Origin of the sequence: Schaedlerella arabinosiphila, from assembly GCF_003885045.1 — a bacterium.
Lineage (GTDB): Bacteria > Bacillota > Clostridia > Lachnospirales > Lachnospiraceae > Schaedlerella > Schaedlerella arabinosiphila.
In genome coordinates, this window is sequence record NZ_RHJS01000002.1 from 5,502,099 (window position 1) to 5,522,704 (window position 20,606).

Here is a 20,606-nt window from a genome sequence, read left to right on the forward strand (position 1 = left end):
CCTGACGGCGGCTGCGGTATTCCACGGTTCTATTGACAACAGCTCCGCTCCGGCGCAGAGCCGCCGTTTTTCTGCTGGTTCAGGATGGTCTGCTGGCCAAGGAAGATGAGAAGCTGCCATTTTCCAGGCATGTTGTCAGCGCCCCGCAGCATTTCTACTTCGTTAAGAACTTTGTAGTTCTTGTGTTTATGCGGACGGAGAAAGTTATAGTATGCGACCCAGAGGGCAAGGTCATAGTTGGCACCGTCGATGTGGTCAAAGCCGTTTGTGTGACGGTAAGATGCCTTATAAGTACGGTTGAGCCGTTCAATCATCTGTTTGTAGGGACGGTGTTCTTTGGAAACAGCATCGTCGTTGGTAAGTCCAATCACCTGAGTGATTTTGAATGTAAAATCGTTTCCCAGCTTTTTTACAAATTCCATTGCAGCGAGCGGGTAGGCGCTGTAACCGTCAGCAATGAACTTAAAGTTTTCCGGCAGTTTTGCAAGTCCCCGGAAAGCCATACGCATAGCGAGGATACAGGGGCCGACACCACGGTTATCAGAGATCTGGTAGCCAATGATGGATCGGGATGCGGCATTCATAATGAGCCAGACATAGGATTTGATCCCACGGATTTTGATATAGGTTTCATCGGCAGTAAAAACAGGCCCTTTTTCGTAGGGGTATTGGTCAACAAAAGGTTTCACGCAGATAGCTGCGGTCTTGCAGTAATTAGCGATCTGCTGGTGGGAAATGCCGATGTTGTACAGGTCTCTGAGAGCCTGGGAGGTTTTCCTAAGGGAGAGGCCAAGGTTGACGTGTAGGGTCAGGCACAAGGACATTACGTGGGCATTATGCTTGGTGAATTTCAGGGATGAAGCATTTTTAGGCAGGGTATTGAGATCCATGCTGAAAAAATCCATCGTAAACTCACGGTAGATATAGTGGAGTTTATATTTATTTTTGCCGTAGTCCTGCCTGAGATCTTCTTTATCTACCTTTTTGAGGTTGTAGAGGTAATAAGGACATTTGGGATTGATGCACTTATGGATGATAAAGTGTTTGCGCTCCTTCTTTGGGACCAGGGTATTGCCGCAGTGGGGACAGCGTAGTTTTACAGAGGAGAAGCGGCTTTCATCGGGTGAGAACCTTGCGCTGCAGACTTTGCAGAGAAGCTGTCCTTTGGAACCATTATTTTTATAAAGGAAAGGCTTCGGGGCACCACAGCGGGGGCAGGTACAGCTGTCCGGAATATCGCATTCTGACCGTCGGCTGACAGGGCGTATTTTCTTACCATAACGCTTTTCAAAGTAAGGGATGAGATCTTGATAAGTCCAGTCCTGCCGGAAGTCAGTGACAAGAGGGAGATCGTCAATTTTAAACTTCTGGTACTTTGGAGAATGGGAATCATCAAAAGCCCACTGTTTCAGTGGGATATATCTGCAGATAAAATGAATCAGCCAGCAGTTTTGTTGGTAAAGAGATTGAATGAGAAAGAGTAAATAGGTAATAATATCCATAAGCAATGATTTTCCTTTCAGTGTTTGTGGGATGGTAATAGTATTGACACAAAAAAGGGAGGTCATTGCTTTTTTCTTTGAAAAAGTGGTGAAACCCTTGAAATAATAAGGTTTGTTAAAAAAAATATGGTAGTTAACTTGACACTACCTCATATAGAAGGGAGGGAGATTTTATGAATAATGGCGAAATAATCAAGAATGCCCTTGAAGATTTTGCAAAAGTTCAAAGGCGTATGTTTTTAGCCAAAAAAGAAAATGCGACAGAAACATATGCGGATTTAAGAGAAGATTACATCCTTTTAAAAGCTTTGTTAAATTCTTTAGGTGTGAATCTGACAGAAATTGACAAGATAAAAGAGTAACCATAAATCAGAGTGTAAAGTCTTTATTGAATGATCAAACGGTAATGTTTGATTTTAGAGGCTTTACACTCTTTTAATTCACCGGGGCAGAATACCGTCTGTTCTGTCTACTGCTGAAAAAACGCGGAAGGAGTGAAGATTTTGAAGTTTCTATATGAAAAACAGACCCGGAGGTTTTACTTATTCCTAGTGTGTATCTGCGTGCTGCAGATCTGCATTCTGGGGATCTGCGGGATTTTTCAGGCGCAGGACGTCAGGAGGATTCTGATTCGGCGTGAGCTCGGGGCGGCATCCTATCTGCTGGAGCAGGAAATCCCGCCTGCGCTGGTGGCTTCCGCCTGGAACCACACAGAGGTGACGAAAGCCGGCGAAACGCTCTTGCGGACGATCGGACACACGGAGGATACGCCGGCCTATCTGATGCTCCTTACCGAACAGACGTCCATTCCCCTAATCCTGGTGCTGCTCCTTGCAGGAACCCTGTTTTCCGCAGTCATTCTGACAGGCGCGGCATGTTTTTTTCGGGGCAGGGAGCGTCTATATGAGGACGCGGAAAAGGTGATCCTCCATTATGCGGACAACCGCTTTGAAACGCATCTGCCGTCCGGAGGAACCGGGGCGCTTTACCGGTTGTTCGGCAGTATTGAGCAGCTTGCCCTGTCGCTGCAGGCAAAGAGCGAGATGGAACACCGGGCAAAGGGATTCTTAAAAAATATGATCTCCAACATTTCCCATCAGTTAAAAACGCCCCTTGCGGCGTTAAATATGTATATGGAAATCATCGCAGAGGAGCCAGGGAATGAAGAGGCGGTGCAAGACTTTTCACGGAAATCCATCCAGTCCCTGGAACGGATGGAGCGGCTGATCCAGTCCCTTCTGAAAATGGCCCGCCTGGATACGGGAAGCATAGTCTTCGAGAAACGCCGGTGCTTCGCGTCGGAGCTGGCGGCCCAGGCTGTGGACGATCTGCTGGAACGGGCAAGGCAGGAGGGAAAGAAGATCCTGGTGGAGGGGGATTTAAAGGAGCAGTTGTACTGCGATCAGGAGTGGACCGCGGAGGCGTTGGGAAACCTTGTGAAAAATGCCCTGGATCACACGGAGGCCGGCGGAACCATCCGGATCTCGTGGAAACGATTCCCGGCGGTGTTCCGTCTGAGCGTGGAGGACAATGGGCGGGGCATCGAACAGGAGGATATCCACCATATCTTCAAACAGTTTTACCGAAGCAGCACATCCTGCGACCAGCAGGGCGCGGGGCTGGGGCTTTCGCTGGCAAAATCCATCGCAGAAGGACAGGGAGGAAACCTGTCTGTGGAAAGCAGGCCGGGGGAAGGGAGTATATTTCGGTTGATATTGTTCACGGCTTGATACTGTTCACACGGTGCCGTGCACTTGCTGCACGGCATCCGGTCAATACAGTGATGGGGCGGGTTGGATGCTCAAAGAGCATCCAACCGTACAGGTGGAATTTTTTTACGGATCTATCTTCTGATTTCACTCATGATATTCTCTCTTCCCATCTTCCAGGCAGGGATCATTACTGCCGTCACCGCAATCACCAAATTCAGTACCATAATTCCAACTAAAACCAGATTGGGAACATTGGAAGTCAGATGTAAGAATTGAAGCACATGAGCCATATAATAATCCATCACCCTTCTAAGAACCAGATTATAAAGCAGGAAGATAAACACATCTGCCAGTAATCCATACAGAATACCTGTCTGCAAAATCATTTTATAAAAGCCATTGTCTGTAATTCCCATTGCACGTATGATACCGTATTCCCTTCTTCTGGCGAGAATCGTATGGTTCATACTGTTTACAATATGAAACGAGCTGATGATCAGCAGGATCACTGCAATACTGGAGAAGAATATCTGCTGCTGCCTGAGATAATCTTTCTGTGTTTTGATTGCAGAAGTATAATCTTGCAATACTGCCTTTGGAACATCTCGGATTATCTGCAGCAGCTGATTGCTCACGCTCTCTGAATCCGCACCGTCAGATGGTGACGCATTGATAAAACTGTAATTTTTAATTGTTTCCGGCTGAATCTCTCCCTCCAGAATAAAATCCTGAAGCTGTTCTATCATCGCTTCATCGTAGCCATACACATTATATTTGATTCGATAATTTCCATCTTCCTGCTGATTACAGATCCCATCATATCTCTGGATAAAATACGGTTCCTGATTTTGATATTTGAAGTAATCACTCCAATCTTCTTCTGCCAAAAACTCATTTCTGGAAAGCTGTAATTCTCCCATGGTGTACTTTGTGGCATATACATTTTCTGTTTCCGGCATATTTTGAATCTTATCTGCTGCTGCCTTCGGAATCGTATCTTTCAGCGAATCGGACTTTAAAGAAATACGGTACTCCGAACCAAGTCCGTCATCCGACATCAAAGAAAGTTCTGCATGAACTTTCAAATTCTCTACCATATAAGTAGTACATAAGAAAATACAACCACCGATAGACAAGGATAATAAAATTCCGATCACTTTCCGTTTATGAGAAATCGTATCTACCGCGTCTAAGATCGTCTGCTTTATTCCAATTGCTTTCCCTTCGAAGCCATCGATATTTTGCTCCAACTTTACCATCTTCGATAAAGACTCCACAATCCAGCTCAGTTTGTCAACCTGTCGCTGCATTTTTTCAGAAAACACGGTTTTCCGTTCTGGCGTAATTTCCTCTTTACTCAAAATTTCTGCATAAAGAGAAATATTCGCCAGGGGAGTTTTTAATTGATGAGACATATTGGATACCAAACTTTTCACCTGCTCTTTTTCTTGTTCCGCACTATTCGCGTGCTTGCCAAGCACTTCCTGTATCTGCCTGATTTTACTGACAAGAGCAGAATATTCTCCTTCTTCCAGATCAGAAGCTGCAATCATTTCCCGGCTTAACACACGATCCAACAAACGGTCAATTAAGCGATACGTTTTTCTCTTTTGATATATGTTATTTCCAATCGACAAACACAAAAGCACTGCTAAAATGATCGTAATCCACATCTTTTTATTCCTTCCAGATATATCCGATTCCATGAACTGTTTGAATCCATTTTGGCTTCGATATATCATCCTCTATCTTTGTACGAAGTCTGCTGATATTCACAGACACCGTATTGTTATCTACATACTTCCCATCGCTGTCCCATATTTTCTCTAAAATCTGCTCTTTAGAAAGGATATGGTTCTTATTCTCAACCAAATACAATAACAGACGGTATTCCAATTTGCTAAGTGAAATCTCTTCGCCTCGTTTATATACTTTGCAGACACTCTGATCTATGCTTAATTCTCCTGAGATCATTTTCGTACTTTCAGATTTTTCCTGAAGAATCCGCTTCATTCTTGCCTTTAATACTCCAAGTGAAAATGGTTTTGACAAGTAATCATTTACTCCTAATTCCAAAGCCTTTATCTCATCCAGCTCTGTATCACGAGCTGTCAGCATAATAATCGGAATATTGCTGTAACTCCGAACCTCTTTGCAAAGTTCAAACCCTGTTCCATCCGGCAGGTTACAATCAAGAAGAACCAGATCACTTTCCTTTTTCACGCTTAATCTTCAAAATATCGTTACTGTTCACACCCTTTGGGTGCTCCAGTAACAAATATCTTCTTCGGGAACTCGTGAACAGTAAACATGACTTTACATTCAAAATCCCTTTTGGTATAATTATTAAGTGAAGTATCAGATTCAGAGCAGATTAAAAGAGCAGCTCTGGAAAAACACAGAACTGCTCGGAATCTGATTCTTCGCAATTGTAGCAAGTCGCGGACGTTTAGCCGAAAAAGGTATGGGGATTGTATCCTCCCGGAGAGCCTGAAAATGAAAAAACAATCCGAAAACCTATGAAATCCAACAGGATGCTGAGGGCTCAAAATAAATTTGGGCATGCTTCGCAGACCTTCCCTTGGAAGATCTTAAAAAAACAGTATGGATGGGAAGGCACTTTACCGCGGTTTCGCATAAACCCTTCCCAGGTGCTTCATGTTCATACAGCCGCATTCCGGACAGACCCGTATATCGAAATTCCAGACTGCCTTGAGCAGTTCCGCTATGGACAGATCCTGATACCGGCGTTTAAATCTCTGATATCCTTGCAGCTTGAAGATCAGTTTCAGGTTTTTGGATTTCATCCGGTTGTTGAGAAATCCATAGTATCGGATCCTTTGAAATCCATGAGGAAGCACATGCATCAGGAAACGCCGGATGAATTCCTCATTTTTCAGAGATATCTGCCGCCTGTGTCCTCCGGGGTTCTTTGCCCTGGCGGAAAATGTAGTTTCGGAATCCGTAACAGAAAGGATCCGGCTGTTTGAGATCGCGATTTTATGTGTGTAACGGCCAAGATACTCAAGGGCGTTGCCGAAACCGCGAAAGGTTTCTTTTATAAAAGGGCACCAGTCTTTTCCGTAAAGGAGGTCTTTGAATTCTTTCCATTCGTAAGGATTCCGCAGCTTTTCACAGGAAGCGGAAAACACAAGCTTTCCGCAGCGGTAGTATTCCTCCAGAAGAGAGAGGTATTTCCCTTTGAACTTCTCTCTGAGGACACGTACCGGGATAAAAAATGTGCCCTTTGAAGTTTTGACCTGACGGTTTTTTGTGAGTCCGCCGCCGGAAACAATACAGTGCATATGTACATGGTAGGAAAGCTCCTGGTTCCATGTATGCAGGACCTGGATGATGCCGGGGACTGCCCCGAGGTATTTCGGATTCTGTGACAGATCTAAAAGTGTTTGGGAGCAGCATTTGTGAAAAAGGCTGTATAAAAGTGTCTGGTTACAGTAGAGCAGGGGGTTCAACTCATGAGGAAGTGTAAATACCACATGAAAATATGGGGAATCAATGACCTCCTCCCGGCGCTGATCCACCCAGATCTCGTTTTGTACCGCCTGACAGTTGGGACAGTTCCGATTCCGGCAGGAATTATTGTGGATTTCTATGTGTCCGCAATCCTGGCACCGGGAGACGGAGAATCCCAGGCTGCCGGTCTTGCAGTTCATGATGGCATGTGCTGCCTTCTCCTGAACAGGGAAGGGAGCCGAGGAAGCACAAAAGGATTCCCAGTTTTGCTGAAAGATCTTCTGTATCTTATACTCGGCCACGATATTCACCTGCCAGTCTGTCCAGGGGGCTTACGGCACAGGTTGTACCATTAGAAGCCAGATGGACGTAGATCGTGGTAGAAGTAATAGATTTATGTCCAAGCAGGGCTTTGATGGTAAGCAGATCCGTGCCATTCTCATAGAGGTGGGTACCGAAAGCGTGCCGGAAGGTATGGCAGGAGATCCGGTGTTCCCATCCCAGCCGTTTTTCATGCAGAGCGATATGATGTGGGATATGCTCATGGTTGAGGGGCCTGGTTTTATCCCGCTGCTGTGTGAACAGCCAGTCCCTTGGGCGAGCCCCTGCCGGGAAGGAATACCAGTATTCCAGGATGGTATCCCATGCGGTATCCGAAAGGATGGCATATCTGGAGGAACGGTTTTTGGCCTGCCGTATAAAGATACGCTTGTTGGAATGCTCAATATCAGGGCATTTTAAATTCCGGACTTCGCAGGAACGTAATCCAGCCGAATACAGAAGGGTGACAAAGGCCTTGACCTTAAGATCGGGAATGGTGGAGATAAAAGTCCAGGTGTCTTTCTGGGAGGGGACATAGGGAAGATATTCGTCAAACCTGCGCCTGGGAAGCTGGGAATCATCCCATGTTTTGTGGAGCACATAGATGGTAAAAAAACGGAGCTGTGAGATGACAGCGTTCATGGTTCTGTCCGAAAGGGAACGGACTTTCTGTAGCCAGCGGATAAAATCGCGGAGTTCCTGCCAGGAGACATCTTGAGGGTCTTTGCATAGGAAGACGGAAAGATAATCCAGATAAGCAGAAATATAAGTGGAGTAGGATGTCACTGTGTGGTGTGTAAGGCCGCGTAGGGAAATCATTTCCCGGTAAGAATTCAGATAATTGTCCATAATGGGACCTCCTTTGTAAGATAAAATGTAAAAAGTGACAGTTCATCCAAAGGAGGTGGACGCGAAAAGCAAAAAATGTAGTTGTTAAGAGTAAAGATCCATGATAAACTAAGCATAGCAGTTCCCGTATAATGCGATTGTTTTGGTAGGGGTATCTTAACAATACTACAAAAATATGGAAACTGCTACTTTTTTTGGGAAAATGTGGCGGCTTTATGTAATTGGGGCTAGCCGTCGCGCTAGCGACTTGGTACAATGAAAGCACCTACAGATGGCATTGCTATAGTTCACAAAAGGGAGGTGTCTATATGCCGAACAATCTTGAGATTACGAAAGCTGCAATCGACGATTTCAAAAAGATACAGCGATATATGATTTTGGCTAAAAAGGAAAATGCGACGGAAACATATGCCGAATTGAAAGAAGAATATATTTCTTTAAAAGCAATATTGAATATTGCAGGCGTCAATTTGTCGGAGCTTGACAGGATAAAAGAATAAACATAAAAGGGTGTAAAGTTTTTACCGCATGGATAGGACTTTACACCTTTTTCATACTGCCGTATGCCTTACAGATCTGTAAGCTGCCATTCACCGGATTGTAAGGTGAAGCTGCTATAATGCAATGGATTCGGAACAGCAGACCCGAATCCATTTGACCACGAATGTATGCAGAAAAGCCGCAGCCATCGGTTTTTCCGCACATGGAAGAAAGGCAGGTTATTACAATTGGAAATCTTAAGAGTAGAAAATTTAAGCAGGACCTATGGGCGCGGCGAAGCCCGTGTAGAAGCATTAAAGCAGGCATCCTTCTCCATGCAGAGAGGGGAATTTGGCGCGGTGGTGGGTGTTTCCGGCTCCGGAAAATCCACCCTCCTGAACTGCATCGGCGGGCTGGACAAGGCCGATGCCGGAAACGTATTTATCAACGGGCAGGATGTATTTGCCATGGATGAGAATGAGCGGACCATTTTCCGCAGACAGAATATCGGCTTTATCTTCCAGTCCTTTCATCTGATCCCGGAGCTGAACGTAGAGCAGAACATCATCTTCCCGCTTCTGCTGGATTACAGGAAACCGGATCAGAACCGGGTGGACGAGATCCTGCAGGTGCTGGGGCTGGAAAACCGGCGGAAGCATCTGCCGGGGCAGCTTTCCGGCGGACAGCAGCAGAGGGTGGCCATCGGGCGGGCGCTGATCACGCGGCCGGCGCTTGTCCTGGCTGACGAGCCCACCGGAAATCTGGACTCCCAGAGCAGTCAGGATGTGATGGATCTTCTGTGCCGGGCGGCCCGGCATTACCAGCAGACGGTACTGATGATCACCCACAATATGGATCTGACCGCGGCGGCAGACCGGGTGTTCCGGGTGTCTGACGGCCGGTTGAAGGAGCTGGGAGGTGCGTCAGAATGAAGCATTATCTGGACTTGATCAAAATCTCGGCAAGGCAGAACCGGAAGCAGAACCGGATGACCAGACTGTGCATCGTGCTGGCCGTATTTCTCGTTACTGTGATCTTCGGAATGGCGGACATGGAAATGCGCTCCCAGATGATCCAGGCAGTCAAATCCTATGGAAACTGGCATGCGGCCTTCGTGCTGGATGAAGAGCATGGGACATTGCTGAAAGCACGTCCGGAGGTAAAAAGCAGTGTGCGGTACGGGGTGCTGAATTACCGTTTAGAGGACGGCTATCAGATCCTGGGGGTGGAAACCGCGGTCTGCGGGTTTGACCCGGAGATGATGGAAATGTTTCCGGATGTGGAGATTCTGGAAGGGACGCTTCCGGGGAATGCCGGTGAGGCCGTGCTCAATGAGAGCGCAAAGACCCGCTTTGGGGTGCAGGTAGGAGATACCGTAGAAATGACTATCCCCCAGGGAGACACCCTGCAGTACCGGATTACCGGGATCGTCAAAGAAATGGCATTGATGGCGGAGCATGACGCGTTCGGCATGTTCCTGAACATGGAAGGATTTTCGGCGCTCCGCTCGGAAGAAACCGGGGCGGCCCGGGAAGAGGTTTATTATGTACAGTTTCGTCCCTACTGCAATATCCAGAAAGCAATCGGCGATATCAGCGCGCGGTTCGGCCTGAAGCCGGAGGAGGCGCGGCAGAATGTGCAGGTGCTTGCGCTGATGTTCCAGAGCAGAGATTCCTATATGATGCAGTTTTATTTTGTGGCAGCGGTTCTGGCCGTGCTTGTGATGATCGCCGGGATTCTGATGATCGCCGCAAGCATGAACAGCAACATTGCCCGGCGGACAGAGTTTTTCGGGATGATGCGCTGCCTGGGGGCCACCGGCAGACAGGTGACCCGATTTGTGAGGAGGGAAGCGCTGAGCTGGTGCGGGACCGCAATTCCGGCAGGTGTGATCGCAGGTATCCTGGTAGTCTGGGTACTGTGCGGGATGCTGCGCTTTTTAAGTCCCGGCTATTTTGAAGGACTTCCGGTGTTCGGAATCAGCTTTCCCAGTATGGCTGCCGGGATCCTCGTGGGCCTCCTTACCGTCTTGCTGGCGGCCAGGGCTCCGGCGAAGCGTGCGGCAAAGGTGTCCCCGCTGACCGCCGTTTCCGGAAACGCAGGCACCGTGCAGGCGGCAAAGCATGCGGCGAATACCCGTTTTTTCAAGGTGGATACGGCGTTGGGAATCCATCATGCCTCCGGCAGCCGGAAAAATTTTCTGCTGGTGACAGGCTCCTTTGCGTTCAGTATCATTTTGTTCCTTTCGTTCAGTACGGCTATAGATTTTATGTGCCATGCGATCACGCCGCTGCGTCCGTCGGCGCCGGATATTTATATCGGTAAAGAGGATTACTCGAACCAGATCCCATCAGGACTGGACGAGGAGCTTGTAAACTATCCTGGAGTGAAGCGGGCATTCGGGAGAAGCTACGCGGAGCTTACCATGCCGGCAGACGGGAGGACGCTGGATGTTATTTCCTATGAAGAACAGCAGTTTCAATGGGCAGAGAAATCCATGATGGAGGGCAGTTTGGAGGACGCAATGAATGGAAAAGGAGTGCTGGCCGTGTTCCGGGAGGAATATACGCTGCAGCTCGGAAGCAGTATCCTGGTGTCTGCCGGCGGAAAGGAGCGGGAGGTTCCTGTGGTGGGCGTGCTGGGAGACGTTCCGTTTTCTTACGGAAAATCCGGGGATACGGAAGTATCGGCCGGCATGGTCATCTGTTCGGAGGAATTTTTTCAGAAGCTGACCGGGGAATCGGGTTATGCCGTGATAGACATTCAGCTGGAACAGAACGCGGACGACGCGCAGGTGCAGGAAATCCGGCGGGCATGTGAGCAGGCGTGCGGAGACGGCTTCGTGTATTCTGACAAAAGAATCGGTAACCAGGAGGTCAAAGGAGCCAGCTATTCCATGTCTGTATTCCTCTATGGATTCCTCGGCGTGATCGCCTTGATCTCCTTTTTCAATATCATCAACTGTATCTCCATGGGTGTGTCCGCGCGGCTGAGAGAATACGGCGCCATGCGCGCGATTGGGATGAGCGTCCGGCAGGTGATCCGGATGGTTGCGGGCGAGGCTCTGACCTATACGGCTTTTGGAGTATTGTTGGGCTACGCCGCCGGACTTCCTCTGAACAGGATGCTGTTTACGGCGCTTGTAACTTCCCGCTGGGGGGAGGCGTGGAGCATCCCGGGATGGGAAATGCTGGTCATTTCGGTGATCATGGCCGGCTCGGTGTGCGCGGCGGTTGCGGGGCCGGCCGCGCAGATCCGGAAGATGACGGTGGTGGATACGATCGGGGTGTAGATGCTGCCGGGATTTGGGCCTGACAGATGGCAGGATGTCCGTTACAGTTCGCGGCCGGCCGTGAACTGTAACGCATGTCAGCTTTCCACCTGCCGGATGTCATCTTAGAAACTGTTCATCCGTCCTGGGAAGGTTTATAATGTAGTATCATAATGTACCAGGAGGAAGGAACGATGTTTGAAAAATGGATTACAAATGGAACTGCGAAACCCTTTTACGCAAGAAGGGAGCTGGTGATTGAAAAAACGGTGAAACGCGCCTCGGCAAAGGTCTGCGGGCTGGGGCAGTTTCATTTTTATATCAACGGAAAAAAGGTGAGTGACCACGAGCTGGACCCGGCGTGGACAGATTACCGGAAACTGATCTACTATGTTCTGTTTGATGTGACAGACATGCTGCGCCCCGGGAAAAATGTGATCGGCGCGGAGGTGGGAAACGGCTGGTTTATCAAGTGCGACGAGCATTATACATTTACATTTCCGGGATTTATGCCGCCCAATCCCAACCCCTACCGGCCCTGCGGCGACAGCCTGATCCTGGCAATGGAGCTGTGTCTGGAATATGAAGACGGCACCCGGCAGGTGATCGGCGCGGACGACCGATTTCGGGTGAAGGAGCATCCGGTGGTGATGAGCAATGTCTATGGCTCGGAAAGGATAGACGGCAGACTGGCCCAGCCGGGCTGGTGTGAAACGGGATTTGACGACAGCGCGTGGCAGCAGGCCCTGTACGTGCCGGAGGATGAGGTTCCCCGGGCGGACATCCTGGAGCAGACCATGCCCCCGGTGAAAGTGATCAAATCTTATGAGGGAACGCTGCTCCATCAGGTAAATGGGAAAGACACGGGACAAATCCGGGACATTTACGACTTCGGGCAGAATATGTCCGGCATTCTGGAACTGGAGGTGCGGGGAAACGCAGGCGATACGGTCCGCATCTATCCGGCCGAAAAGCTGGGGAAAAACGGGGATGCGGATCAGGAGGCAAAGGGCTGGTGCACCGTGGATTCCTGTATTACCTGCATCGTCGGCCAGGAAGGTGTCTGGGAAAAATTCCGCATGACCTTTACCTATTTTGCCGGACGGTTCGTGGCCGTGGAGAAGGAGGGCGGAGCCGAGATCCGGAATCTGCGTGCCCACGCCATCACCAGCGCCCACAAGACGGACGGAACCTTTTCCTGCGACGACGAGCGTTACAACCGGATTTACGACATGATCGAAAAGACCGTGGAGGCAAATATGGTGGGCGTGCATACGGACTGCCCGACTATCGAGCGTTTTGCATGGCAGGAGCCCAACCACCTGATGGCGGGTTCTATTTTTTATATGAAGGACGGGAAGCTCCTCTGGGAAAAATTCCTCCGGGATATGCGGTACGCGCAGCATACGAAGGACGATTATTTTCTGAATTACGAGGGGAAAAAGGTCTATCCCGGCGAAGGGCTGATGCCTTCCCAATGCCCCTGTTATATTCCCAACGTGCTGCCGGTGCCGGGAATGGGCAGCTTTTACGACATCATTCCCTGGGGGAGCACCTGCATTCTGGGAACCTATTGGCATTACCTGTTTTACGGGGATGTGAGTATCATTGAGGACAATTACGACGCCGGGATGTCCTATTTCCGGCATTTGCTGACAAAGGTAAATGAGGAGGGCTTTATCAATCACGGACTGGGTGACTGGGGCAATCCGAAAAATGAACTGGCCCGTGAAAATGTCGAGACTGCGTTTCTCTACGCAGACGCGGTGTGCCTTGCGGAATTTGCGGAAGTGCTGAAAAAGCCGGAGGATCGGAGAAGCCTGCTGGAAAAGGCGGAAGAGATCCGGGAAAATTATAATGCAAAGCTGATGGTGCGTCATCCGGAAAAAGGGTTCTGGTGTTACCGGTGCGTTGACAGGGAAGAGACGCTGCTGACCCAGGCGGCGCAGGCCCTTCCGTTGTTCTGGAATATGGTGCCAAAGGAACGGAAAGAGGATGTGATTCAGGCGCTGCGTTATACCCTGGAAAGGGAAGGCGCGTTTATCGCCGGAGAGATCGGGCTGCCGTATATCATCCAGTGCGCAAGGCTCTATGGAATGAATGAGCTGGTCAGCCGCTTTATCCTTCGGGAAACACACCCCAGCTATTATGCATTTATCCTGGACGGGGAAACTACATTGGGAGAATATTGGGAGAGCAATCCGAGAAGCCATTGCCATGACATGATGGGGCATATCATTGAGTGGTATTACAACGGAATCGCAGGAATCATCCCAGAGGAACCAGGTTTCGCCAAAGTCACGATCCGGCCCTGCCTGCCGGAGAGCATACATGAATTTGACTGTACCTACCAGTCGGTGCGGGGGCGGATTCGGGTGCATGTGAAAGAGGCAGAGGAGGAGATCGTGCTGGAGACAGAGGTGCCGGAAGGCGTGGAGATGAGGGTTGATGTGTCTGAGCTGGAGAGAGCGGGGAAGAGAGTGGTGAGCTGAAAACTTTGGAATCATCTTCATAGGTATGTAAAATAAAGTGCGTAATCTGAAACTTTTTCATCCCCCGGATTGTATATAATAGTAAGAGAATACAAAATATATCTTTCCCAATGTACGGACAGGGTGTCGATCCCGCAGCCCTCTGTACTGCATCCGTACAGCGGGACAATATTTGAAAGGGGGATGGGAGATGGCCTGCAGCGAATTGGTGATGCGTTTAAAAAGGAAAGACCAGTCTGCGCTGGAAGAGCTGATCAGAAAATACAACGCCTATGTCGCCGCGATCACTTATACGATTCTCCAGGGGCATTTGCCGGAGATCGACATACAGGGCGTGATCAACCAGGTGTTTTTCCGGCTTTGGGAGCATGCGGAGAACCTTCATATGGAAAAGGACGAGGAAATCAAACCGTACATCGGTGCAATTGCCCGGAACGCCGCGCTCAATGAAAAGAAGAAGATCATTTCCAGTATGCCCCTGGAGGAAGAGATCCTGGGCGAATTTACGGATTCCTTTTCCCAGGTGGAGCTTCGAAAGCTTCTGCTTGACGCACTGAAAGAGCTGAGCACGGAAAACCAGGTTCTGCTTCTGAAATTTTATTTTCAGGGGAAAACGATCCGGCAGATTTCCGAGGAGGAGCAGCAGCCGATATCTACAATAAAAACAAAACTGAGACGGAGCAGAGAAAAACTGCGGTTCATTTTGGAGAAAGGAGGATATACTTATGAAGCTTAGTATGTACGAAGCATTTGACCTGGTTGCGGAGGAAGCGGTCGAATTATTGGCGGAATATGACCGGACGGCAGAAGCGGTTCAGGAATACTCCGCCGAGACAACAATCCGAGCTGTATTAGGCGATGGGAAATCCTTTCCCGGGCATAACAGCAGCATTTCTGACGGAGAATTTTCCGATTTATCCAGATTAGGAATGGGCAAAAAAACAGTGAAAAAGCGTTCACGCAAAATGACCTGGAAGGTACGGCTCCTGGCTGCGGCAATCATTGTCACGGCTTTTTGCTCCGCTTCATTTGCCCGGTTCAGGGGGAATATGCGCAGGATCGACGGCGCCGAGCTGGTGGACGAAACAAACCGGGATCTGGTAGGAAAAGTGGAAACCGGCATTGCGTCCGTTTACGACGCAGACGGGAAGCTCGTCAATGGGGATGAACTGTACGAAGCATACGGCGACCCGGACCCGGATCTGTTCAACTGGAGGATCAGCTCTGTGATACGCCAGGTAGCGGATGGAGTATATATTCCGGCTACTATTGATGAATTTCCTGTCCGGGAAGCGGACGGAGAATACCGAACCCCGGAGGTCATATTCAGAAACGGAGCCATGGTCATTTTTACGAAAGAAGACGGGAGCGGCTGGGATTTGAAAAAAGGGGAGACTCTGAGATTTGAAGTGGAGGAATATCCATCGGAAATCGGATTCGGAAAAGGACAGAATGTGTCATTCGTGTACATTTTTAATGGGCTGATGATGGACGGAGAGGCATATGAAAACCGGGACGAATTGGAAGTGTCCTTTGCGCTGACGGCGGAAAAAGCAGGGGAATACTATGTGGGCGTGATGGGGGTGAGCTCTGATCCGATTACGTTTCGGGAAGGGAAGATACAAGTATCGACTCAGGAGAAGTGAAAAGCTCAGTATCCGCAAGGCAGATACATTCTATTGTTAAATGAAGCCGGAAGCAGCTTACGGAATTTGCGGTAGCAGCGGAACAAAAAATTACTTTGTTGTGCAGGATTCACAAAAAAAGCACATGTAAAATGTGCATTCCGACAAAAATGTATATGCTGTGCCAGATGGCATAGAAAGCATAAACATGGATTGTATATAATGGCATCAATCAATAACTGGCCAGGATATATTCGAAAAAAGGAGAAATGTGATGAACAGCACAAAAAAGGAAAAACCGGATTATTTGAATTTTGGAAAATATGCAATGGGCGGCGCTGGATACAGTATGACCAATATGATCGTACTGACATATCTTACATTTTTTTGCACGGATATTTTTGGAATCAGTTCGCTGACGGTGGCGGGGCTGATGCTTGTTACCAAGGTGATCGATGCCGTGACGGATCCGGTTATGGGATTTATTGCCGACCACACCCGGTCAAAAAAAGGCCGTTACAGACCCTATCTGATCTATGGCTCTCCGGTATTAGGAGTTCTGATTTACCTGCTTTTCAGCGCGCCGCAGCTTTCGGCAGCGATGAAGGTTGTGTTTATTTACGTCGTTTACATTTCGTATTCCTTGGCTTTTACGGTGGTCGGGATTCCGTTTACATCCCTGGTTCCTGTACTGGCAAAGGATTCTACGGAGAGAACCATGGTCGTATCCTGGAAAAACGTGATGATCCAGGTGGGGCGGCTGTTTATTACATCCTTCGCCCTGCCGATCGTGGAGGTGTTCGGCGGCGGCGCTGTCGGCTGGGGACGATTCGGCGCGCTGGTGGGCGTGATCATCACACTGTGCTTCTGGTGCGTTGCATGGGGGCTGAAACCTTATGACACCATCGACATGGCAATCGATAAACCGAAGGTGGATCTGCGGAAAGAAGTGTATCTGATTGCCAAAAACAAGCCGCTGCTCATGCTGATGCTGGCTTTTGGAACGGACATGATCGCAAATTCTACGCTTTTGGCTGTGAATATGTACTATTTTAAATATGTATTGAACCGGGTAGATCTTGTTCCCATTACTTCCATTGCGCTTACGGTGACCGGAGTCTTATCAAACCTTGCGATTCCGTATCTGACAAAAAAAGCAGGGAAAAAGAGGCTCTACTGGTGGGGAAGCCTGCTGTCGATCCTGCCCCTTGCCATTCTGCAGATCAAGCCGGTCGTACCGGGTTCTGCGCTGCTTGTGCTGATTACACTGTTCGGCCTGATTTCAACGGTTCCAAGCGCGCTGGCATGGGCAATGCTTCCGGACTGTGTGGACTATGCGGAATATATAACCGGAGTCAACGGAAACGGTGTGGTCTCCTCTACATTTTCATTTATGAACAAGCTCTGCGGAGCGGTTGGTTCTTTTTTGGCAAGCTACCTACTGGGAATTTTCGGGTTTGTGGCGAATCAGGAACAGACAGAGACCGTGCTGTTTGTAATCGTATGTTTGCGATTCGCAGTTCCGATCCTTGGATACATAGCGTCTTTGATTTCCATGCATTTTTATGAACTGACGGACAAGAGAAATCTGGAGATCCGCAGAGCGCTGGAGGAACGGGCAGGAGGGAAAGAGAATGGATATGCATAAACCCAATATTCTCCTGATCACGACAGATCAGCAGAGATATGATACAATAAGAGCGATGGGGTACGATTTTATGGTCACTCCGAATCTGGATCGGCTGGCGGCGGAAGGGTGCCGCTATCCCAACGCCTATTCCTGCAATCCGGTGTGTATGGCGGCAAGGCATAACATCATCACCGGGCTTCCGGCCAGATATCACGGATTCGATGATAATTATTTTGAGGAAAATCCAAAAGTGATCCCCTATGATCTCCCCACATTTCCGCAGATTCTTTCGGACAGCGGATATGATACGGCCGCGGTTGGAAAGATGCATTTTCAGCCTTGCAGGAGACATAACGGGTTCACGAAGATGGAACTGATGGAGGAGATCCCGAGAAACCTGGACGATGATGAATACGCAAAGTACCTGAAAGAAAATGGATACGGTGATGTGCAGAGTATCCATGGGGTACGCCATCTGCTGTATATGCTGCCCCAGCGTTCTCTGATTGATGAAGCGCATCACGGGAGTTCCTGGGTGTCAGAGCGAAGTATCCATTATCTGAAAGAAAATGCCGGGAAGCGGCCCTTCTTTCTCTGGGCCAGCTTTATAGCGCCCCATCCGCCCTTTGATGTTCCGGACGGCTGGGCGGACCTCTACAAAGGAAAAGAACTGCCTCCCCTGAAGGCGTCGAAGACCCCTGTTTCCACGGCGGCAGAAGGAAAAAAATGTATTGCGGATTATCCGGAGGAAAGGTATTTGCAGAGGGCAAGGGAACTGTACTATGCATCCATCTCATTTGTGGATTATAATATCGGAAAGATTCTCGATTATTTAAAAGAAACCGGTGAATATGACAACACTTTGATCCTGTTTACGAGTGACCATGGGGAGATGCTGGGGGATTATGGGACATTTCAAAAAATGCTCCCCTATGACAGTGCATCCAGAATCCCGTTTATTGCCAGATATCCGAAAAAGCTGGATGCCGGAAGCATAGACGGCCGGTTTGTGGATCTCAACGACCTTCTGCCTACATTTCTGGATATTGCCGGGGCTGTTTATCCCAGACCGGAAATCCTGCCGGGAGAATCTATTTTTATAAAAGGCGGAAAAAAGGAACGTTCGGTTCAATATGTGGAATATGGACATGAAAATAAACGCTGGATCTGTTTAAGGAATAAGCGGTATAAGTATAATTATTATTATGGGGGCGGCCGGGAGGAGCTGTTTGATATGGAGCAGGACCCGGATGAAACGACCAACTTGCTGTATGAGAATCCAGGATCTGAGATCCTCGCGGTAAAAGAGGAACTTCGGTTTTTGCTGACAGAGTATGAAAAACGCTGTGGGTTGGAAGGATATGTTCAGGACGGAAGGTTTGCGGAATTTGAAGAGGGCACGCCGGGCTTTTACCGTGAGAATAATCCTCCGATCTTTCCGGGGAAGCAGGACGGGGAGTACATTAGCCTGGAGGAAGAGGTAAGAAGGGCTGCGGCGAAGGAACCTGTCGTGAATCTGGAAGAGCTGGATGTCTCGTATTTTACGAAACGGGGAACATTGGACGGAAGTATATTGGATTGACGCAGGGGCATTGGAGGAAGCTATGGGAGAAAAAGCATATTCTGATTTGTACCAGATTGTACGTATAGTGGAGGAGAAAAAAGGACGAGCAGACCTGCAGGAGATAGGTCTGCTTCTGAATAGCCAGATGCGTCTCAGGATCGTTCCCAAAGGGGAACGGATCTTCTATATGGAGGATGGAAAAAGCCTGGTATATTTTGTGATCCGTGGGAGCTATATCAATTATCGGATTTCCAGAAATGGAAAGATGAATAATTTGGGGCGGTCAACAGCGCCGGTGTGGAGCGGCGTGGACCGGGCAGTGAATGCATCCAATATCAATTTTACAGAAAACAAAACATTGGAGGAATGCATCGTTTTAGAGATCAAGACAGCATATTTTCTGGAAGCAGTAGAGCATGACGGACGGTTCGGATTATATATGATAAAAAATACGATTGATAAGATGACTGATATCTCAGAGAAATCCGACCGTCTTCTGTTCTATGATGCAAATGAACTTTTTGCCTATTTTATCATAAAATTCTGGGAAGATCATCATGATGCTGCGGGAGACTGCACAATTGAAATGAAAAATGCGAACCTTGCAGAGGAAGCTGGAATCAGCGCAAGGTCTTTATACAGAATTTTAAATGCGTGGCGGAAAGAGGATCTGATCTCTGTAAAGAAGGGAAATATCGCAGTGTCCTCCGGACAGATCAACAGGCTGAAGGAGCGTTTTGATTTTTAGCAGAGGGATCTGCCGGGCGTTCCTTCAGCCTGTGTTTATAGATTTTTTTATCTGATGCCCTAGCACTGCCGAATCCAGATCGGACTGGACCATGCCTGGTGGTCATCCTCCTGGGTGACTCTCAGATAATAGGTATCCTCCTCCTTGCCTGCTTCCCGTGAAAATGTGAAATCACAGGCCCGGCTTCCCGGATCTGGTGGTGGCATATGTAAAGCGGTCATAGAGATTGTTCTGACTTCGCAAGCTTCACAATCCGGCTTGTCCCAAGCCGGGAGGCTCCAAGTTCCATAAACTTTTCGGCATCCTCAAAGGAGCTGATCCCCCCTGCAGCCTTTATTTTCACCTTCGGGCCGACGTGCTTTGAGAATAGCTCCACATCTTCAAAGGTGGCGCCGGATATGGAAAATCCGGTGGATGTCTTGATATAATCCGCACCTGCACTGGTGACAATCTCACACATTTTTATCTTTTCTTCGTCAGTCAGAAGGCAGGTTTCAATAATGACCTTCAAGACCTTCTCTTTGCAGGCAGCCTTGATCTGTCGGACTTCCTCTTCAATCCGGTCATATGCCCTGTCTTTCAGATCACCGATGTTGATGACCATATCGATCTCAGCGGCCCCGTTTGCAATGGCATCCTGTGCTTCAAACACTTTCACTGCGGTGGTCTGGTATCCATTGGGGAATCCGATCACTGTACAGACCGGAATCCTGCCGGCCAGATAATCACTGGCGCGCTTTACATAAGACGGCGGGATGCATACGGATGCCGTCTCATATGTGCAGGCATCGGCGCAGATCTGTTTGATCTCCTCCCAGGTTGCCTCCTGTAATAATAAAGTATGGTCTACTGCAGAAAATATTTTTTTTCTATCCATAGTTTTCTCCTTTGAACTGTTTATGATTGGAGCTGTCTGTCATAGCTTATATCCAAGGGTA

Annotated in this window: 18 protein-coding genes; 11 read left to right on the plus strand and 7 right to left on the minus strand. The window is 48.6% G+C overall.

Annotated elements, in window-relative coordinates; translation table 11 throughout:
- Positions 1–29 precede the first annotated feature (29 nt).
- The gene (locus EBB54_RS25910) at positions 30–1,502 is read right to left on the minus strand and encodes a DDE-type integrase/transposase/recombinase (RefSeq protein ID WP_125129068.1); all 1,473 of its coding nucleotides are present in this window, start codon (positions 1,500–1,502) and stop codon (positions 30–32) included.
- Positions 1,503–1,675: 173 nt separating this feature from the next.
- On the opposite strand from EBB54_RS25910, the gene EBB54_RS25915 reads away from it, so the two are divergent.
- Both EBB54_RS25915 and EBB54_RS25920 read left to right on the plus strand, forming a co-directional pair.
- Positions 1,676–1,864, plus strand: coding sequence for a hypothetical protein (locus EBB54_RS25915; protein ID WP_004082177.1), 189 nt, complete (start codon positions 1,676–1,678; stop codon positions 1,862–1,864).
- Positions 1,865–1,996: 132 nt separating this feature from the next.
- Positions 1,997–3,232, plus strand: a complete 1,236-nt coding sequence (locus EBB54_RS25920) for a sensor histidine kinase (protein ID WP_243127816.1) — start codon at positions 1,997–1,999, stop codon at positions 3,230–3,232.
- A 113-nt stretch (positions 3,233–3,345) separates the two neighbouring features.
- Here EBB54_RS25920 and EBB54_RS25925 read toward each other — a convergent pair whose 3' ends face one another.
- The 4 genes from EBB54_RS25925 to EBB54_RS25945 all read right to left on the minus strand — a co-directional run bounded on the left by EBB54_RS25925 (position 3,346) and on the right by EBB54_RS25945 (position 7,858).
- The gene (locus EBB54_RS25925) at positions 3,346–4,887 is read right to left on the minus strand and encodes a histidine kinase dimerization/phospho-acceptor domain-containing protein (RefSeq protein ID WP_243127817.1); all 1,542 of its coding nucleotides are present in this window, start codon (positions 4,885–4,887) and stop codon (positions 3,346–3,348) included.
- A gap of 4 nt (positions 4,888–4,891) precedes the next feature.
- Positions 4,892–5,437 carry a response regulator transcription factor gene (locus EBB54_RS25935; protein WP_243127818.1) on the minus strand — a complete coding sequence of 182 codons (546 nt, stop codon included), beginning with the start codon at positions 5,435–5,437 and terminating at the stop codon, positions 4,892–4,894.
- A 398-nt stretch (positions 5,438–5,835) separates the two neighbouring features.
- Positions 5,836–6,990: an IS91 family transposase gene (locus EBB54_RS25940; RefSeq protein ID WP_125128235.1), complete on the minus strand. Its 1,155-nt coding sequence runs from the start codon at positions 6,988–6,990 to the stop codon at positions 5,836–5,838.
- Positions 6,977–7,858 carry a tyrosine-type recombinase/integrase gene (locus tag EBB54_RS25945; RefSeq protein WP_125126748.1) on the minus strand — a complete coding sequence of 294 codons (882 nt, stop codon included), beginning with the start codon at positions 7,856–7,858 and terminating at the stop codon, positions 6,977–6,979. The genes EBB54_RS25940 and EBB54_RS25945 overlap by 14 nt, the downstream gene beginning before the upstream one ends.
- A 308-nt stretch (positions 7,859–8,166) precedes the next feature.
- Between EBB54_RS25945 and EBB54_RS25950 the strand changes: the two genes are divergently transcribed.
- The 9 genes from EBB54_RS25950 to EBB54_RS25990 all read left to right on the plus strand — a co-directional run bounded on the left by EBB54_RS25950 (position 8,167) and on the right by EBB54_RS25990 (position 19,668).
- Complete coding sequence (locus EBB54_RS25950; RefSeq protein ID WP_004082253.1) at positions 8,167–8,358, plus strand: hypothetical protein; 192 nt, start codon at positions 8,167–8,169, stop codon at positions 8,356–8,358.
- A 228-nt stretch (positions 8,359–8,586) separates the two neighbouring features.
- Positions 8,587–9,270 (plus strand): ABC transporter ATP-binding protein, encoded by a 684-nt coding sequence (locus tag EBB54_RS25955; RefSeq protein ID WP_125129580.1) that lies wholly within the window; start codon positions 8,587–8,589, stop codon positions 9,268–9,270.
- Positions 9,267–11,630: an ABC transporter permease gene (locus EBB54_RS25960; protein ID WP_125129581.1), complete on the plus strand. Its 2,364-nt coding sequence runs from the start codon at positions 9,267–9,269 to the stop codon at positions 11,628–11,630. Before EBB54_RS25955 ends, EBB54_RS25960 begins: the two co-directional genes overlap by 4 nt.
- Positions 11,631–11,803: 173 nt before the next feature.
- A complete protein-coding gene (locus EBB54_RS25965) occupies positions 11,804–14,101 on the plus strand; it encodes a family 78 glycoside hydrolase catalytic domain (protein WP_125129582.1) in 2,298 nt (765 codons plus the stop codon).
- Positions 14,102–14,291: 190 nt separating this feature from the next.
- Positions 14,292–14,837, plus strand: coding sequence for an RNA polymerase sigma factor (locus EBB54_RS25970; protein WP_004079861.1), 546 nt, complete (start codon positions 14,292–14,294; stop codon positions 14,835–14,837).
- On the plus strand, positions 14,827–15,747 hold the full coding sequence (locus EBB54_RS25975) for a hypothetical protein (RefSeq protein WP_125129583.1): 921 nt from the start codon (positions 14,827–14,829) through the stop codon (positions 15,745–15,747). The genes EBB54_RS25970 and EBB54_RS25975 overlap by 11 nt, the downstream gene beginning before the upstream one ends.
- 253 nt (positions 15,748–16,000) lie before the next feature.
- A complete protein-coding gene (locus EBB54_RS25980; protein ID WP_125129584.1) occupies positions 16,001–17,374 on the plus strand; it encodes an MFS transporter in 1,374 nt (457 codons plus the stop codon).
- On the plus strand, positions 17,361–18,938 hold the full coding sequence (locus EBB54_RS25985) for a sulfatase family protein (RefSeq protein ID WP_125129585.1): 1,578 nt from the start codon (positions 17,361–17,363) through the stop codon (positions 18,936–18,938). The genes EBB54_RS25980 and EBB54_RS25985 overlap by 14 nt, the downstream gene beginning before the upstream one ends.
- Positions 18,886–19,668: a Crp/Fnr family transcriptional regulator gene (locus EBB54_RS25990; protein WP_125129586.1), complete on the plus strand. Its 783-nt coding sequence runs from the start codon at positions 18,886–18,888 to the stop codon at positions 19,666–19,668. The genes EBB54_RS25985 and EBB54_RS25990 overlap by 53 nt, the downstream gene beginning before the upstream one ends.
- A 59-nt stretch (positions 19,669–19,727) precedes the next feature.
- On the opposite strand, the gene EBB54_RS30285 is transcribed toward EBB54_RS25990, so the two are convergent.
- Complete coding sequence (locus EBB54_RS30285) at positions 19,728–19,874, minus strand: hypothetical protein (RefSeq protein WP_154677814.1); 147 nt, start codon at positions 19,872–19,874, stop codon at positions 19,728–19,730.
- A gap of 11 nt (positions 19,875–19,885) precedes the next feature.
- Positions 19,886–20,545, minus strand: a complete 660-nt coding sequence (gene deoC / locus EBB54_RS25995; protein WP_125129587.1) for a deoxyribose-phosphate aldolase — start codon at positions 20,543–20,545, stop codon at positions 19,886–19,888.
- Positions 20,546–20,606 lie beyond the last annotated feature (61 nt).

Coding starts and splice junctions, on each gene's coding strand:
- EBB54_RS25910 (WP_125129068.1), bottom strand. CDS start 1,502: ATGGATATTATTACCTATTTACTCTTTCTCATTCAATCTCTTTACCAA.
- EBB54_RS25915 (WP_004082177.1), top strand. CDS start 1,676: ATGAATAATGGCGAAATAATCAAGAATGCCCTTGAAGATTTTGCAAAA.
- EBB54_RS25925 (WP_243127817.1), bottom strand. CDS start 4,887: ATGTGGATTACGATCATTTTAGCAGTGCTTTTGTGTTTGTCGATTGGA.
- EBB54_RS25945 (WP_125126748.1), bottom strand. CDS start 7,858: ATGGACAATTATCTGAATTCTTACCGGGAAATGATTTCCCTACGCGGC.
- EBB54_RS25950 (WP_004082253.1), top strand. CDS start 8,167: ATGCCGAACAATCTTGAGATTACGAAAGCTGCAATCGACGATTTCAAA.
- EBB54_RS25960 (WP_125129581.1), top strand. CDS start 9,267: ATGAAGCATTATCTGGACTTGATCAAAATCTCGGCAAGGCAGAACCGG.
- EBB54_RS25965 (WP_125129582.1), top strand. CDS start 11,804: ATGTTTGAAAAATGGATTACAAATGGAACTGCGAAACCCTTTTACGCA.
- EBB54_RS25970 (WP_004079861.1), top strand. CDS start 14,292: ATGGCCTGCAGCGAATTGGTGATGCGTTTAAAAAGGAAAGACCAGTCT.
- EBB54_RS25975 (WP_125129583.1), top strand. CDS start 14,827: ATGAAGCTTAGTATGTACGAAGCATTTGACCTGGTTGCGGAGGAAGCG.
- EBB54_RS25980 (WP_125129584.1), top strand. CDS start 16,001: ATGAACAGCACAAAAAAGGAAAAACCGGATTATTTGAATTTTGGAAAA.
- EBB54_RS25985 (WP_125129585.1), top strand. CDS start 17,361: ATGGATATGCATAAACCCAATATTCTCCTGATCACGACAGATCAGCAG.
- EBB54_RS25990 (WP_125129586.1), top strand. CDS start 18,886: ATGTCTCGTATTTTACGAAACGGGGAACATTGGACGGAAGTATATTGG.
- EBB54_RS30285 (WP_154677814.1), bottom strand. CDS start 19,874: ATGCCACCACCAGATCCGGGAAGCCGGGCCTGTGATTTCACATTTTCA.
- deoC (WP_125129587.1), bottom strand. CDS start 20,545: ATGGATAGAAAAAAAATATTTTCTGCAGTAGACCATACTTTATTATTA.